Origin of the sequence: Streptomyces sp. NPDC059092 (assembly GCF_042756365.1) — a bacterium.
GTDB lineage: Bacteria > Actinomycetota > Actinomycetes > Streptomycetales > Streptomycetaceae > Streptomyces.
The window spans coordinates 104,869-120,096 of record NZ_JBHZEJ010000003.1; the positions used below are offsets into that span (position 1 = coordinate 104,869).

Genomic DNA, 15,228 nt, shown 5'->3' on the forward strand with positions numbered 1-15,228 from the left:
TGGTGCTGTTGTCTCCAGCGTTTTTCGGCTCAACCTTCAACCGAAACGTCAACGATAGCGTCGAAGCCATGACGACAGACGAATCGATGTACACGGCCGTCGAGCGGTTCCTGAGCGCGCGGACGCGGCGGCCCCGCCTGCTGGCCCTGGGCGAGGCGCTGCACGGCGAGGAGACCTTGCCGCGCCTGCGCAACGGCCTGCTGCGGGGGCTCGTCGCGCACGAGCGGTGCCGCTGGGTGGCGCTGGAATCGGACTGCCTCGCGGGGCGCGTGGTCGACGACTACGCCCGGGGCGGCGACGGGCACCTCGACCAGGTGATGACCGAGGGCTTCAGTCACGGGTTCGGGGCCTCCCCCGCCAACCGCGCGCTGGTGGAGTGGGTCGGTGAGCACAACCGCGCACGGCCTCCGGCCGATCAGGCGCGTTTCGCGGGATTCGACGCGCCGATGGAGAACAGCGAGAAGAGCGGGGCGCACAGCCCCCGCGCGGCCCTGCGCGTGCTGCACACCTTCCTCACCGACCGGGGCGCGACGGTGCCGCACCCGTGGAGCCGGATCGAGGCGCTGCTCGGCGACGACGCCCGATGGTCCGATCCCCGCGCCACCATGGACCCCTCGCACTCCGTCGGTGACACGGCGGAGGCCCACGAGCTGCGGGTGATCACCGACGATCTCGGCTGGCTGCTCACCTCCGGCGCACCGCACCTCACCATGGACGGCCCGACGGAGGCGCTGCACGACGCCGAACTCGGCGCCCGCACCGCCGCCGGGCTGCTCGCCTATCACGCGGCCCTGGCCCGGACCGATCCCCGGGAGCGGCTGGCACGGTGCACGGGGATCCGCGACGCGATGATGGCGGCCAACCTGGACGCGCTCGCCGCCCGCGAACAGGACAGGGGTCCGGTCCTGGCCTTCGCCCACAATCTCCATCTGCGGCGCCGCCCGGCGCGCACCCGGTTCGGCGCCATGGACGTGGAGTGGAGCCCGGCCGGCGCCCATCTCGCCCGTACCCACGGCCCTGAGTACGTGGTCCTCGCGACGGCGATCGGCTCCGCACCGCACCTGGGCATCGGCGCGCCACCGGCGGACACCCTGGAGGGCCTGCTGGCCGCGACCACGTCGGCCCCTCGCCTGGTGACCGCCGCCGAACTGGCCGGACTGGTCGCGGACGCAGGCGAGTTGGTCCCACGCGGGAGCGAGTACCCCAGCTACTTCCCGCTCGACCCGGGCGCGCCCGACGACTTCGACGCCGTGCTGTTCCTGCCCCGCCTCGACCCGCCGGGACCGGCGGCCGGGGCCGCGTAGCGACCGTTCCCCCGCCCGCGCGTTCCCGGGGAGCGGCCCGACCGTCCGCGCGACGGCAACCTTTCGGCGCCCGGCGGAGACCTGGGGGTGTGCGCGTCCGCGCCCACACCCCCCACTCGGGAAGAGTCGTGATGTCCTTGCACCCGCTCCGTACCGCTGTGATCACCCTCGCAGTCGGCGCCCTCACCGTTCTCGGTCTCGTCACCCCCGCCGGCGCCGCGCCCGTCGTCAGCGCCGGGACCGCGCCCGCCTCGGCGGCGCCGGCCGCCTGGAACCCGCCCGCCCAGCTCGTCCAGCCGCTGAACGAGGTCTGGCGGCACGTCGAGACCACGTACCCCGACCTGTACGGCTTCCGCAACTACGGCTGGGACCAGGTGATGGCCAACAAGGGCCGGATCTCCTACTGCGTCCGCTGGGAGTCGGACCAGCCGGTCAGCGCGCAGTTGCGCGACGAGATCCACACCGCGCTGAAGCGCCAGTCGAAGAAGTGGACGGACACCGTCGCGGGCTTCGAGGGCTTCCCGTACCAGAACGTCCCGGTCGACATCGTCGGCTGGGCCGTCAAGAACCGTTCCACGCTCCAGTGGACGGACAACTCCGTGGACATCTACACCAATGTGCTCGACGGCGGGGGCGCGCCGCAGTGCGCGCCCGACTGCGGGCGCTTCTTCCACCAGAACGGCGACTACTCCAAGTGCCCCGGCGGGGCGGCCCGCCACTACGACCAGTCGCTCTGGCTGACCAAGGGGTTCCAGGGCGGCGCGGGCGGTGACTGGGGGCAGCGGATCGGCAGCGAGTACATGGTCGGCGCGCGGGCCCAGGAGGACATCCACATCCTGGAGCACGAGATCGGGCACACCTACGGTCTCGACGACTTCTACGACTGGACCCCGACCGGTGTCGGCGGCTTCATCATGAAGGCGGGCAGCGCCACCCGGATCACCGAGTTCGACCAGTGGATGTACCGGGACTTCTGGCGTCATCTGAAGAGCCGTTACGGGCTCTGACACGTCCGGCGGGCCCGGAGGAACCCGGGGCCGGTGATGTCCCAGGGGCGGGCGGGACGGGTGAGTTGGTCCCGTCCGCCCCGTTGACCTCCCCGTAACACGCCTCTACGGTTTCGGCGTTCGGAATCACAGATGGTGTTCGACCCTGCGAACGCGACCCTCTGTCCCGGAAAGGGAGACTGCATGAGCCGCAGTGATGTCCCCGGCCGCCGCCTGCTGTTGAAAGGGGCGCTCGGCGCGGGCGCCCTCGCCGCCGTACCCGGCCTCGCCCACGCCGCGGCGCCGGGCGCCCCGCGCACACCGGCACCCGGCGCCCCCCACGCCGCGGGCCCCGGTGAGGGCCGTACGGCCGCGGCGGGGCCCGCGTACCGCAACCCGCTGGTGGAGCGGCGGGCCGACCCGTACATCCACCGGCACACCGACGGCCGTTACTACTTCACGGCGACGGCGCCCGAGTACGACCGCGTCGTCCTGCGCCGTTCCCGCACCCTGGGCGGGCTGTCGACCGCCGAGGAGTCGGTGATCTGGCGCAGACACACGAGCGGTGACATGGGCGCGCACATCTGGGCGCCGGAGATCCATCACATCGACGGGAAGTGGTACATCTACTTCGCGGCGGGACGCGCCGACGACGTGTGGAAGATCCGGATCTGGGTGCTGGAGAACGAGCATCCGGACCCGTTCCGGGGCACGTGGACGGAGAAGGGGCGGATCACCACCGCCTGGGACACCTTCTCCCTCGACGCGACCACCTTCACCCACCGCGGCACCCGCTATCTCGCCTGGGCGCAGCAGGAGCCAGGACTCGACAACAACAGCGGTCTCTTCCTCTCCGCGATGGCGAACCCGTGGACCCTCAAGGGCCCGCAGATCAGGCTCACCACACCGGAGTTCGCCTGGGAGACCGTCGGGTACAAGGTCAACGAGGGGCCTGCGGTCATCCAGCGGAACGGCCGGGTCTTCGTCTCGTACTCGGCGAGCGCAACCGACCACCACTACTGCGTGGGGCTGCTCACCGCCGACACGGACAGCGATCTGCTCAACCCCGCGTCCTGGTCGAAGTCGCCGACGCCGGTCTTCGTCAGCAGTGCGGCGAACGGGCAGTACGGCCCCGGCCACAACTCGTTCACGGTCGCCGAGGACGGGCGGACGGACGTCCTCGTCTACCACGCGCGGCAGTACAAGGAGATCACCGGCGATCCGCTCGACGACCCGAACCGCCACACCCGGATCCAGACGCTCGGCTGGAAGGCGGACGGCACACCGGACTTCGGGGTGCCGGTGGCCGACGCGCCGGTCCCGGACACCTCGGCGGCGGTGACGCGGTACACGATGACGGCGTTCACCAACTCCAGCGAGTCCAACATGTACGTGTACGAGTCGGCGGACGCGCTGGGGTACACCCTGCTGAAGGGGCCCGCGTACACCCCGCCCTCGGGGCTGATCCGCGACCCGAGCCTGATCCGGCACACCGACGGCTACTACTACATCGCGCACACCACCGACTGGACCGGGAACACGATCGGGTTCGCCCGCAGCAGGGACCGTACGAACTGGCAGTTCCACGCCCGCCACACCCTGCCGGTGGCCGGGCTGGCGCGTACCTGGGCGCCCGAGTGGTTCGTGGACGCGGACGGCCGTACGCACATCGTCGTCTCGCTCGACACGACGAACACCTACACCTTCCGGCCGCATCTGCTCACCGCGACGGACGCGTCGCTGCGTACCTGGACGGCTCCGAAGCCGCTGGCCGGTCTCGACCGGTCCAACTACATCGACACGTTCGTCGTGCGGCACGACGGCAAGTACCACGCGATCACCAAGCAGGAGACGACGAAGTACCTGGAACACGCCGTCGCCGACCGGCTCGAAGGGCCGTACACGTTCACCGGTACCGGGGACTGGGCGGGCTGGGGCAGTTGGCGCGAGGGGCCGGCGCTCGTCCAGCTGGACAACGGCGGCTGGCGGATCTACTTCGACGGCTACGCGGAGCAGAAGTACTACTACAGCGACAGCCTGGACGGGCTGCGCACCTGGACGCCGATCCGCCAACTGCCCGGACTCTCGGGCTTCGCACGGCACTTCACCGTACTGAGGGAGCGTGTCTGAGATGAGTCGCGTGCGTACGTTCCTGCTCGCGCTCTGTGTCGCGGTGGCGGGGCTCTTCCTGCCCGCGACCGCCGCGCAGGGCGCCGATGCCGGTCCGGTCTCCGTCACCAACGGCGGCCAGTTCACCGACACCAGCGGGCAGTTGGTGCACGCCCACGGCGGCGGGGTCATCAAGGTGGGCTCCTGGTACTACTGGTTCGGCGAGAACCGGAACACGGACAACACCTTCCGGTACGTCTCGGCGTACCGCTCCGCGGACCTGAAGACCTGGGAGTTCCGCCGGCATGTGCTGACCCAGGCCAGTGACCCGGAGCTGGCCACCGCCAACATCGAGCGGCCGAAGGTCGTCTACAACGCGGCGACCGGCCGGTTCGTGATGTGGATGCACAAGGAGAGCGCCACGGACTACAGCCAGGCGCGGGCCGCCGTGGCCACGTCCGCCACGATCGACGGCGACTACACCTGGAAGGGCAGCTTCCGGCCGCTCGACACCCACATGTCGCGGGACATCACCCTCTTCACGGACACCGACGGCGCCGGCTACATGGTGTCGGCGGCCCGCGAGAACTACGACCTCCAGATCTACCGGCTCACCGCCGACTACACCGGTGTCGCGAGCCTGGTCGCCAACCCCTGGCCGGGCGGCCACCGCGAGGCACCGGCGCTCTTCAAGCGCGGCGGTGTGTACTTCATGCTGACGTCCGGCGCCACCGGCTGGAGCCCCAACCAGCAGCAGTACGCCACCGCGACCTCGCTCGCCGGGCCGTGGAGCGCGATGCGGAACGTCGGCGACCCGACGGCGTACAACTCCCAGACCGCGTACGTCCTGCCCGTCCAGGGCACCTCGGGGACGGCGTACCTCTACATGGGCGACCGGTGGGGCAACTCGTTCGGGCAGAAGGTCAACGACTCGCGGTACGTGTGGCTGCCGCTCGCCTTCCCGACCAGTACCTCGATGACCATGGACTGGTACCCCGAGCTGACCGTCGACACGGCGGCGGGCACCGTGACCGGTTCGGGCGGGCCGTACGAGACGCTGGCCGCCCGGCACAGCGGCAAGTGCGCAGACATACCGAACCAGTCGATCGTGGACGATGTCGCCCTCACCCAGTACACCTGCAACGGCGGCGGCAATCAGCGGTTCTGGTTCAGGAACACCGGTGACGGCTATGTGCAGTTGATGGCCCGGCACAGCTCGCTCTGTCTGACCGGGACCGCCACCGACGTGCGGCAGCGCGCGTGCGGCTCCGCGCCCGAGCAGCAGTGGCGGGTGGCGGTGAACGCGAGCGGGTACACGACGCTGACCTCGCGGGCGAGCGGCGAATGTCTCGATGTCACCTCGGCGTCGGCGGAGAACTCCGCCAAGGTCATCACGTACACCTGTACGGGGTCGGCCAACCAGCAGTGGCAGCGCGGCGCCTGACGACCCGTCAGCTCTGCGGACAGTACAAGCGATCCAGTCCGACCGGCGCCGGGGGCGGCAGCGGGGTGGCGCCCTCGGCCCGGAACGACTGGAGCAGATAGCCCACGAGCCGGCGGGAGGCGACCGGCCCGGCGCCACCGGCCCCCGCGGCGACACCGCCGTTGGCCAGGAGGACGAGGGTGAGGTCCTCCAGGACGAAGTCGGCGCGCAGCCGTCCCGCCTCCTGCGCCCGCCGGATCAGCCCGGCGAAGACCCCCTCGGCGCGTTCGCGCTCCCGCTCGAAGGCGAGCGCGCCGGGGAACGCGGTGAGGAACGCGGCGGTGAACCCCCGGTCGACGGCGTGCAGGGCGCACACCTTCTCGATGACCGCGCAGAACCCGCGCCACGGGTCGGGGTCGGTCGCGGCGTCGTCCACGACCGCGACACACTCCGCGAGCTGGTCCGTGAAGACCTCCGTGACCAGCGACTCCTTTGTGGGGAAACGCCGGTAGAGGGTGGCCGCGCCGACCCCGGAGCGTCGGGCGATCTCGGACATCGGTACGTCGAGCCCGAGTTCGGCGAAGGTTTCGCGGGCGGCCTCGACGATACGCAGTCGGTTGCCGAGGGCGTCGGCGCGCAGGATCCGAGAGGGTTTGGCGGGCACGTCTCTCACTTTAACCCAAGCGGAAGAGGTCGTCCGGTTCGCGTGTTAGCGTGACGACTAAGTGAAAGACCTCTTCCACTTAGCCTCTCTTCCTCCACCTGATGGGCAAGGCATTGAGCGAGATGCGCGCTGCGCTGTACGACCGTTACGGCCCCCCGGACGTGCTCTACGAGGGCACGGCGCCCACACCCGTCGCAGGCCCCGGCGAGCTGTTGGTACGGGTGCACGCCACCAGTGTGAACGGCGGCGAACTCGCCATGCGCGCGGGCAAGTTGCGCGTGCTCGGCGGCCGGACCTTCCCCCGGCGCACCGGTATCGACTTCGCCGGTGAGGTCGCCGCCCTCGGGCCCGGGCTCACCGGCCCGGCGGTCGGCGCGCGGGTCTGGGGCCTGCTGCCCAGGAGCGAGGTTCCGCGCGGAAGGGTGGGCAGCGCGGCCGAGTATGTGACCGTACGGCCCCGGCAGGTGGCCCTCGCCCCCGCCGGACTCGATCTGGTGGAGGCCGCCGCGCTGCCCGCCGGTACGACGGCGGTCACCGCCCTGCGCGACAAGGCCCGTGTCCGGCCCGGTGAGCGGCTGCTCGTCCGGGGCGCGAGCGGCGGGGTCGGCAACGTCGCCGTCCAGCTCGGACGGGCGTACGGCGCGCATGTCACCGCGCTCGCGAGCGGCAAGAACCTGGAACTCGTACGGGAACTCGGCGCCGACGAGGCGTACGACTACCGCGAGACCGGTCCCGGCGAGCTGCGGGACCTCGGTGCCTTCGACGTCGTCTTCGACAGCGTGGGCAGCGAGGCGGCCTCCTACCGGCGGCTGCTCGCGCCCGGCGGGCGCATGATGGGCATCGCCTTCGACACCGACCGGGCCGCCGCCTCGCTCGCGTACACGCTCGCGTCCGCCGCGTACGGCTCCCGGCGGGTCCGGTTCTTCAGCGGCAACCCCCTGCACCAGGACTTCGCCGACCTGACCGGATATGTGGAGAGCGGGGTGCTGCGGCCGGTCGTGGACACCGTCCACCCGCTCGCGGAGATCGCGGCGGCCCACCGCGCGCTGGAGGCCGGAGGGGTACGGGGCAAGCACGTCGTCCGCGTGATCTGACCGCCCGCACCCCTGGCTCCGGCTCACCCGCGCGCGGCGTCGCGTGGGTCCCGCCGCTCCGGCTCTACCCCCGTGAGTCCAGCCAGACCGCCGTGTCCGGCGCCAGCAGCAGCGCGCCCGACGCCTCGTCCCGCGCCGGCGCCTCACTGCCCAGCAGCGGGACCGCCCCGGCGGGCAGCGGGAGCGGCGCCTCGGAGAAGTTGACGCGGCACTCCAGCCCCGCGCCCTTGCGGAAGGCCAGCTCGCCCCCGGCCGACGGCAGCCAGGTGAAGCGCTCGTCGCCGAGGAAGCCCCGGCGCACCGTCAGCGCCGTACGGTACAGCTCCAGGAACGAGCCGGGGCGGCCCGTCTGCGCCTCGACGGAGTACGTGCCCCAGTCGGCCGGCTGGGGCAGCCAGCTCCCGCCGGGGCCGAAGCCGTGGCTGGAGCCGGACGCCGTCCACGGCATCGGCACCCGGCAGCCGTCCCGGCCCTTCACGGTGCGGCCGGTGCGCTCCCACATCGGGTCGCGCAGCGCGTCGGCGGGCAGGTCGGCGACCTCGGGGAGGCCCAGTTCCTCGCCCTGGTAGAGGTAGGTCGTACCGGGCAGGGCGAGGGTCAGCAGCGCGGCGGCGCGGGCCCGCCGCCGGCCGCGCACCTCGTCGGGCGGGGGCGTGGGGCCCTCACTCATCAGCCAGGCGCGCGTGTCGGTCCCCTCGGGCAGGGCGTACCGGGTGAGGTGGCGGACCACGTCGTGGTTGGAGAGCACCCAGGTCGGCAGGGAGCCGACGGTCTCCGCGCCGGCGAGGGACGTGTCGACGGCGTCCCGGAAGGCGTCGGCTCCCCAGGGACAGCGGAGGTGGAAGAAGTTGAACGCCTGGTGGAGTTCGTCGGGCCGGGTGTAGAGGGGCAGCCTCGCCGCGCTGACACCCGCCTCCGCGACCATGATCCGGGGCGGTGCGTACGAGTCGGTGATCTTGCGCCAGGTGCGGTAGATGTCATGGACCTCGTCGCGGTCCCAGAAGGGGTGGTCCTCGCCGCTGGGCGGCGCGTTCAGGGGCGCGGTGTCGCCGCCGCGGGTGTCGCGCAGCGGTGGGGTGAGGTCCTTGCGCAGGCCGTGTGCGACGTCGATCCGGAAACCGTCGACGCCGAGGTCCAGCCAGAAGCGCAGGGTGCGCTCGAAATCGGCGATGACGTCGGAGTTCTCCCAGTTCAGATCGGGCTGTTCGGCGGCGAAGATATGCATGTACCACTGGCCGTCGGGGACCCGGGTCCAGGCCGCGCCGCCGAACTTGGACTGCCAGTCCGCGGGCGGCTCCGCCCCGTCCCGGCCCCCGCCGTCCCGGAAGACGAACCGGTCACGGGCTGCGGATCCCGGCGGGGAGGCCAGGGCCTCGACGAACCAGGGGTGCCGGTCGGAGCAGTGGTTGGGCACGATGTCGACGATCGTACGGAGCTGGAGCGCCCGGGCCCGCGCCAGCAGCGCGCGGAAGTCCTCCAGAGTGCCGTGGCGCGGGTCGACGTCCCGGTGGTCGGCGACGTCGTAGCCGCCGTCGGCCAGCGGGGAGGGGTAGAACGGCGTGAGCCAGACGGCGTCCGCGCCCAGCTCCGCGACATGGCCGAGGCGGTCGGTGATCCCGCGGAGGTCGCCCATGCCGTCACCGTCGGCGTCGGCGAAGCTCGGAACGTAGACCTGGTAGACGACGGACTCCCGCCACCAGTCGCGCGGGCCGGTGCCGCCCGCGCCGAGGCCGCCGTCGTCCGTGCCGTGGCCGCCGCCACTGTCACCGCTGTCAGCGCTGCCGTCCGGGGTCGCGTGCTGAGTCACTGGTACCTCTCGTGCCGGGATCGAACCGGTCTGAAACTCTAGTGGTGCGGTGCGATCATCCGTTGACCGCACCGGCCCGGTACCGGCCCGGCACTGACACCGGCACCGGCACCGGCACCGGCCCAGTGCTACGGGAGCTTCTCCCGCTCCGGGCGGTCCGCGTGCAGCGAGCGCAGCGCCATCAGGAGCACCCCGATGTCGTCGATGTACACGGGGTCGGGCAGCAGGTCGACGGGCAGGACCAGATAGCCGAGGGCCGCCCAGAACAGCCACTTCTTCGACTGCGGCAGGCCCGCCCTCCGCAGCGTGCCCCGGGCCCGGACGAGCCGGACCGCCAGGACGATCGCGACGCCCAGGGTGAGGGCGACCAGGAGGACGGCCACGGTGACGAGGATCTGGAGTTCGCTCACGGCGCTCTCCTCCTTCGGGTAGGTCTCCGGGGCGAACGGGTCTCCCCGTCTGTCCGGATACCCGCCCGGCGCCGGGTCAACGGTCGCGGTCACCCGTACGGCCAGGGGCGCGCGGCGGAAGGACCTTCGCGAACCCGCCGTCGACCAGGACCACCACGCCGCCGCAGCGGCAGGCGCAGTACTCCACCAACCCCTGCGAGGTCGTATGGCGCGAGAGCAGGGACCAGCGCGCTTCGTCCGCCGCGCCCGACCGGCCGCACACCGCGCACCGGTCCTCGCCCGTCTCGTCACCCGGATCCGCGTGCCGGTCCGCGCACCGGTTCCCGTCGGGGCATCCGCCCTCACCGCAGCGTATTCGCATGCACCCAGGCTGCTGTCATGACCTAGATACGTTCAACCATTACATTCGCTAGGGTGGGGTGATGCAGTTCACCCACTACGGCGGCGAGGCCGCCCTGCTCGCCGTGGACCTGGTCAACGCCACGACCACCGGCACCCCGTTCACACCCGGGACCCTGGAGCCGCTGCTCGCCGCGCGCGGCACCGCCCGGCGCTCCCTGACCGCCGGGGAGGCGGCCGAGGTCGAGGCGTGGAGCCACCGGCTGGCGGCCTGTTTCGGGCCGGGGGATCCGGAGCCGCGCCGCGAGACCGTCAACGGCTTGCTGGCCGAGGCCGCCAGCAAGCCGTACATCACCGTCCACGACGGCCACGCCCCCCACCTCCACTACGCCGACCCCGCCCTGGGCCCGGTCGCCCACATCCGCGCCGTCACGGCCGCCGCCCTCGCGCATGTGATCTGCTTCGCCGGCCACACCCGGCTGGGCCGCTGCGCCCGCACGCGGTGCGGCCTGGTCTTCGTCGACACGTCTCGCAACGGCAGGCGCGCCTACTGCTCCGTACGGTGCGCCAACAACGACGCCGTGGCCCGGCACCGGCGGCGGGACGGGGGCGCGGACTCGGACCCCGGAGACAACCGATAGCCACGAACCGTCCGCGCCCCCGGGGTCGCGCCCCGGTGCCCGGCGCCTTCGGACAGCCACGTGACCGCACCACCCACGCGACGGACAACGCGCCCGCCGACGCGCCCGACAAGATGCGGGGGGGCAACTCCCCTCCGGTGCGCGCCTCGTGGCGGCGGTGCGGGAGCGCGTCGGCGCCTGAAGCCCGTCCGCGGGCGTCTTCCCGGCGGCCCTGCCCCGCCGGTACGTTTCCGGGCAACCGGGTCACAGCGGGCCATCGGGCCCGCCCGGGGCGACGGAGGGCATCATGACGGAGCTCATAGCGCGCGTCCAGGGTCACTGCGACGACCGGTTCGCCGCCGTACGCGCCGCGTTCGAGCGGAACTTCCATGACGGGCACGAACTGGGCGCCGCCGTGAGCGTACGGGTCGAGGGGCGGACCGTGGTCGACCTGTGGGGCGGCTGGGCCGACGGCGCGCGCACCAGAGCGTGGGAGCGGGACACTCTGGTCAACGTGTGGTCGACCACCAAGGGCGCGACGGCGCTCTGCGCGCATCTGCTGCTCGACCGCGGGCTCCTCGACCTGGACGCGCCGGTCGCCGCGTACTGGCCGGAGTTCGCGGCGGCCGGCAAGGAGTCCGTGACCGTGCGGCAGCTGCTCACCCACCGGGCAGGGCTGGCCGGGCTGCGCGAGCCGCACTCCCTGGGGCAGGTCTACGACTGGGAGTTGACCACCTCCCGGCTCGCCGCGACGGAGCCCTGGTGGGAGCCGGGCACCCGGTCCGGCTATCACGCGATGACCTACGGATTCCTCGTCGGCGAGGTGGTCAGGCGGATCACGGGGCTGCGCCCCGGCGCGTTCCTGCGCCAGGAGGTGACGGGCCCGCTCGGTCTCGACTTCTCCATCGGGCTGCCGGAGACGGAGGCACACCGCGCCGCCGAGGTGATCCAGCCGCCCGTCGAGGTCACGCCTGAACTGGCCGCGCAGTACGCCCAGTTCACGCCGGTCGCGCTGGCGGCGCTGGGCAACCCCGGGATGAGCGGCGCCGACGCCAACACACCGGCGTGGCGGGCGGCCGAGATCCCCGCCGCGAACGGGCACGCGACGGCGCGCGGGGTCGCCGCGCTGTACGGGATCTTCGCCGGAGGCGGCCGGCTCGACGGGCGGCGCGTGTTCTCCGCCGGGACCGCCGAACTGATCCGTGAGGGTCAGGGAAGCTGCCGGGACCTGGTGCTGGGTCCGGGCTTCGGCCATGACACGGAGGCCGGCCTCGGGCTCTGGCTCAGCGGCCCGCACGCCATGTACGGCCCCAATCCGCGGGCGTTCGGCCATGACGGCTTCGGCGGTTCCTTCGGGCTCGCCGACCCGGAGGCGTCCCTCGGCGTGGGGTACGTCATGAACCTGATGGGCCCGCACATCGCGGACGATCCACGCAAGGCGGCGCTGCTGGACGCCGTGTACAGCACCCTGTAGCCCCACTCCTTCCACCCCGCCCGCTGCACAGATCGTCGAGGAGCACAAGAGCGTACCTCCGGCCGAATCCGAGCGCGGCCCGGCTCGCTTCCGTCCCCGCCCCCGCATCGGATCGAAAAGATCCGGCCATGATCATCACGAGAGCATTTCGCCGTACGCTGCCGCCAAACGGACGTTCTACGCGCAGAGATTCCAGCCATTCGGCCGCAACTCCGGGGCGACCGTGAACCGTTGCGTCACCTCTGCGACACCCACGGTGAACCATGTGTGTTTGTGACGGCCTACAGCGTGGCCAAATGACGTCGACGGAAGAGTGCCCCGCTCAGCAGGGGTGCTGACGGTCAGTCACCAGTCATGACACCCCGCGCCCCGGGCTTTGCAGGAGCTCATTCGCGGAAGCCCGGCGGGGCGGCGGGACAGGCCGCTCCGGCCCTGCGGCGAGGGGCTCCGCGACCGGGTCCCGGACCGCCCGGGCGGGCGCGCGCCGCCGGTCCAGAAGTCGGTCTTGCCTGATGAGCAAACGAACCCAAGGATTCACATCGTGCGATTGACAGGTTCACGGCCAAAACCGAATGGCGGTGAACGGTCGTACGCCAGCGGCCCGCTTACCCGACGCGCCGCGAAGCTCCCCCACTCAATGGAGGATGTTGTGACCATCAAGCGCCTTTCCCCCCTCAGCGCGGTGTCCAGACGAGCCCGGCTCCTCGCCGTCGCCTCCGGCCTGGTGACCGCGGTCGCGCTTGCGGCCCCGAGTGCCGTCGCCGCCCCGGCGCCGGCCCCCGCTCCTTCCGCGGCGCAGCTCGCCGCCGCCAGCACCGCCATCGGCGCGGCCGACATCGCCGGTACGTCCTGGTACACGGACAAGGCGTCCGGCAAGGTCGTCGTCACCGTCGACAGCAGGGTCTCCGACGCGGAGATCGCCGAGATCAAGAACTCCGTGGCGGACAACGCCGCGGGGGTCACGATCAAGCACACCGAGGGCAAGTTCAGCAAGCTGATCGCGGGCGGCGAGGCCATCTACGCCGGCGGCGGCCGCTGCTCCCTCGGCTTCAACGTCCGCAGCGGCTCGACGTACTACGCGCTGACCGCCGGACACTGCACCAACATCGGCAGCACCTGGTACACCAACTCCGCCGGCACCGCCTCGCTGGGCACCCGGACCGGGACGAGCTTCCCGACCAACGACTACGGCCTCATCCGCCACTCCAACACGGCGGCGGCCGACGGCCGGGTCTACCTGTACAACGGCTCGTACCAGGACATCACCAGCGCGGCGAACCCCACGGTCGGCCAGAGCGTGCGGCGCAGCGGCTCCACCACCGGGGTGCGCTCCGGTACGGTCACCGCGCTCAACGCGACCGTCAACTACGGCGGTGGCGACATCGTCTACGGCATGATCCAGACCAACGTCTGCGCCGAGCCCGGCGACAGCGGCGGCTCGCTCTTCTCCGGCACCACGGCGCTGGGCCTGACCTCGGGCGGCAGCGGCAACTGCACCTCCGGCGGCACCACGTTCTTCCAGCCGGTCGTGGAGGCCCTGAACGCGTACGGCGTCAGCGTCTTCTAGGACTTCCGGCAGGCCCTTACGCACGATCGCACGACCGCATGACCCGCACGGGGACCCCACACCCGTGCTCGCCCCACCGGTGACCGGCGGGCCGCGCAGAGGATGCGCGGCCCGCCGTGTCCGTTCCGTCCGTCCCCTCTCCGCCGGCGGGATCGCGCCCGGCTCGCCGTACGTCCGACGCCGCGTAGGCGCGTTCGTAGGCGCGGAGGCTGAGCCCGGCGAGCGCGCGGGTCTCCCTGGCGAGATGCGCCTGGTCCGCGCAGCCCGCGGCGAGCGCGGCGTCGGCGTACGGCACACCGCGCCGTACCAGCTCCAGCGCGCGCTGGAGCCGCAGCACCCGGGCGAGCGTCTTCGGGCCGTAGCCGAAGGCGTCCACGGAGCGGCGGTGCAGCTGCCGGGCGCCGAGGCCGACGGCGTCGGCGGTCGCGGCGACCGTACGCCCCGCGTTCAGCCCGGCGACGACGGCCCGCAGCAGGGGGTCGGGCGGACCGGTCCCGGCGGCGCACCGGAGCGCCGCCGCCTCCAGCGCGGTGGCCGGGTCGGTCGCGGACACGCCACGGGCCACACGTTCCGTGAGGGCCCGTGCCTTCGCCGGTGACCAGAGGTCGGCCAACTCGACCCGCCGGTCGCGCAGTTCACGCGCCGGTACGCCGAGGAGCGCGGGCGCGGTCCCGGGCGCGAAGCGCACCCCGGCGCAGTGCGGTCCTTCGATGCCCTCGGGGACGTACGCGCGGGTGTCGGGCCCCGCGACCAGCAGCCTGCCGTCGATCCACAGCAGGTCCATGCAGCCGTCGGGGAGTACGGGGTAGGGGGCGGCCCCGGGACCGGGCCCGAGGTCCGCCATGGACGGCCGTGACCGCGGCACCGTCACCGTCCGGGTCCAGACGATCGCGCCGTCGAGCCGCGACGCCCGCTCCTCGTACATGCGACGCAGGTTACCCGCCGGCGGTCGCCGGCCCGGAGCAGCGGGGCCGCCCGGCGCCCGCGCGTGCCCGATTGCCGCCCGGGAAAAGGGCACTTCCCGCGTTCCTCCCTGCGAGGATTTTTCCGTTCAGGACCACGGAATACCTGCTGGGAAGGCCTGTTCGTCGCCGGGTGGCGGCGAACTTCCGATTGGCGGCATACTTCCCCGCGCTCCGTTTCGCGTGTTTTCCGTGCCCGCTTTCGCGAGGCCGACCACGGGAGAGATGAGCGATGTACGCTGCTGAGAAGGGTCACCCCATCGAATGGTCCGCCGTCGGATTCCTGTGTCGCCCGTTACGTACCCCACCCTTACGTAAGAGGAGAGACATAATGCGCCGTCCTCATGATTCCCGATCATCCGCTCTCCGCATATGCGGTTCTCGGCCGGAAATTCGATCGGGACCGTCGCTTGAATCAAGGAATACCGTTCTCTCGCAGGGGAATACGCCACCGGTCGCCACGGACGAC

At 72.0% G+C, this 15,228-nt stretch carries 13 protein-coding genes; 8 read left to right on the forward strand and 5 right to left on the reverse strand.

Translation table 11 applies throughout. The annotated features are described in order from the left end of the window. The first annotated feature begins 68 nt into the window (after positions 1 to 68). From ACFXPL_RS03040 to ACFXPL_RS03055, 4 genes are all read left to right on the forward strand, one after another. Positions 69 to 1,304 (forward strand): erythromycin esterase family protein, encoded by a 1,236-nt coding sequence (locus ACFXPL_RS03040; protein ID WP_384911488.1) that lies wholly within the window; start codon positions 69 to 71, stop codon positions 1,302 to 1,304. A gap of 131 nt (positions 1,305 to 1,435) precedes the next feature. Then, entirely contained in the window at positions 1,436 to 2,311 is an 876-nt protein-coding gene (locus ACFXPL_RS03045) for a hypothetical protein (protein WP_384911491.1), read from the forward strand. A 183-nt stretch (positions 2,312 to 2,494) separates the two neighbouring features. Next, complete coding sequence (locus tag ACFXPL_RS03050) at positions 2,495 to 4,420, forward strand: family 43 glycosylhydrolase (protein WP_384911493.1); 1,926 nt, start codon at positions 2,495 to 2,497, stop codon at positions 4,418 to 4,420. Between the two features lies 1 nt (position 4,421). Next, the gene (locus ACFXPL_RS03055; RefSeq protein WP_384911496.1) at positions 4,422 to 5,843 is read left to right on the forward strand and encodes an RICIN domain-containing protein; all 1,422 of its coding nucleotides are present in this window, start codon (positions 4,422 to 4,424) and stop codon (positions 5,841 to 5,843) included. Between the two features lie 7 nt (positions 5,844 to 5,850). Here ACFXPL_RS03055 and ACFXPL_RS03060 read toward each other — a convergent pair whose 3' ends face one another. Then, positions 5,851 to 6,486, reverse strand: coding sequence for a TetR/AcrR family transcriptional regulator (locus tag ACFXPL_RS03060; RefSeq protein ID WP_384911499.1), 636 nt, complete (start codon positions 6,484 to 6,486; stop codon positions 5,851 to 5,853). 113 nt (positions 6,487 to 6,599) lie between these two features. Here ACFXPL_RS03060 and ACFXPL_RS03065 point away from each other — a divergent pair, with 113 nt between their 5' ends. Next, complete coding sequence (locus tag ACFXPL_RS03065) at positions 6,600 to 7,580, forward strand: NAD(P)-dependent alcohol dehydrogenase (protein WP_384911824.1); 981 nt, start codon at positions 6,600 to 6,602, stop codon at positions 7,578 to 7,580. Positions 7,581 to 7,644: 64 nt separating this feature from the next. On the opposite strand, the gene ACFXPL_RS03070 is transcribed toward ACFXPL_RS03065, so the two are convergent. The 3 genes from ACFXPL_RS03070 to ACFXPL_RS03080 form a co-directional block, all read right to left on the reverse strand. Beyond that, positions 7,645 to 9,387 carry an alpha-amylase family glycosyl hydrolase gene (locus tag ACFXPL_RS03070; RefSeq protein WP_384911502.1) on the reverse strand — a complete coding sequence of 581 codons (1,743 nt, stop codon included), beginning with the start codon at positions 9,385 to 9,387 and terminating at the stop codon, positions 7,645 to 7,647. Positions 9,388 to 9,515: 128 nt separating this feature from the next. Continuing rightward, positions 9,516 to 9,797 (reverse strand): YkvA family protein, encoded by a 282-nt coding sequence (locus ACFXPL_RS03075; RefSeq protein WP_384911505.1) that lies wholly within the window; start codon positions 9,795 to 9,797, stop codon positions 9,516 to 9,518. Between the two features lie 76 nt (positions 9,798 to 9,873). Continuing rightward, positions 9,874 to 10,158 (reverse strand): hypothetical protein, encoded by a 285-nt coding sequence (locus tag ACFXPL_RS03080; RefSeq protein WP_384911507.1) that lies wholly within the window; start codon positions 10,156 to 10,158, stop codon positions 9,874 to 9,876. A 61-nt stretch (positions 10,159 to 10,219) separates the two neighbouring features. Between ACFXPL_RS03080 and ACFXPL_RS03085 the strand changes: the two genes are divergently transcribed. From ACFXPL_RS03085 to ACFXPL_RS03095, 3 genes are all read left to right on the forward strand, one after another. Beyond that, the gene (locus ACFXPL_RS03085) at positions 10,220 to 10,777 is read left to right on the forward strand and encodes a CGNR zinc finger domain-containing protein (protein ID WP_384911510.1); all 558 of its coding nucleotides are present in this window, start codon (positions 10,220 to 10,222) and stop codon (positions 10,775 to 10,777) included. 286 nt (positions 10,778 to 11,063) lie between these two features. Next, positions 11,064 to 12,230 carry a serine hydrolase domain-containing protein gene (locus ACFXPL_RS03090; RefSeq protein WP_384911512.1) on the forward strand — a complete coding sequence of 389 codons (1,167 nt, stop codon included), beginning with the start codon at positions 11,064 to 11,066 and terminating at the stop codon, positions 12,228 to 12,230. Positions 12,231 to 12,879: 649 nt separating this feature from the next. Next, positions 12,880 to 13,797: a S1 family peptidase gene (locus ACFXPL_RS03095; RefSeq protein ID WP_384911515.1), complete on the forward strand. Its 918-nt coding sequence runs from the start codon at positions 12,880 to 12,882 to the stop codon at positions 13,795 to 13,797. Positions 13,798 to 13,813: 16 nt separating this feature from the next. Here ACFXPL_RS03095 and ACFXPL_RS03100 read toward each other — a convergent pair whose 3' ends face one another. Next, a complete protein-coding gene (locus ACFXPL_RS03100) occupies positions 13,814 to 14,722 on the reverse strand; it encodes a helix-turn-helix domain-containing protein (protein ID WP_384911518.1) in 909 nt (302 codons plus the stop codon). Positions 14,723 to 15,228 lie beyond the last annotated feature (506 nt).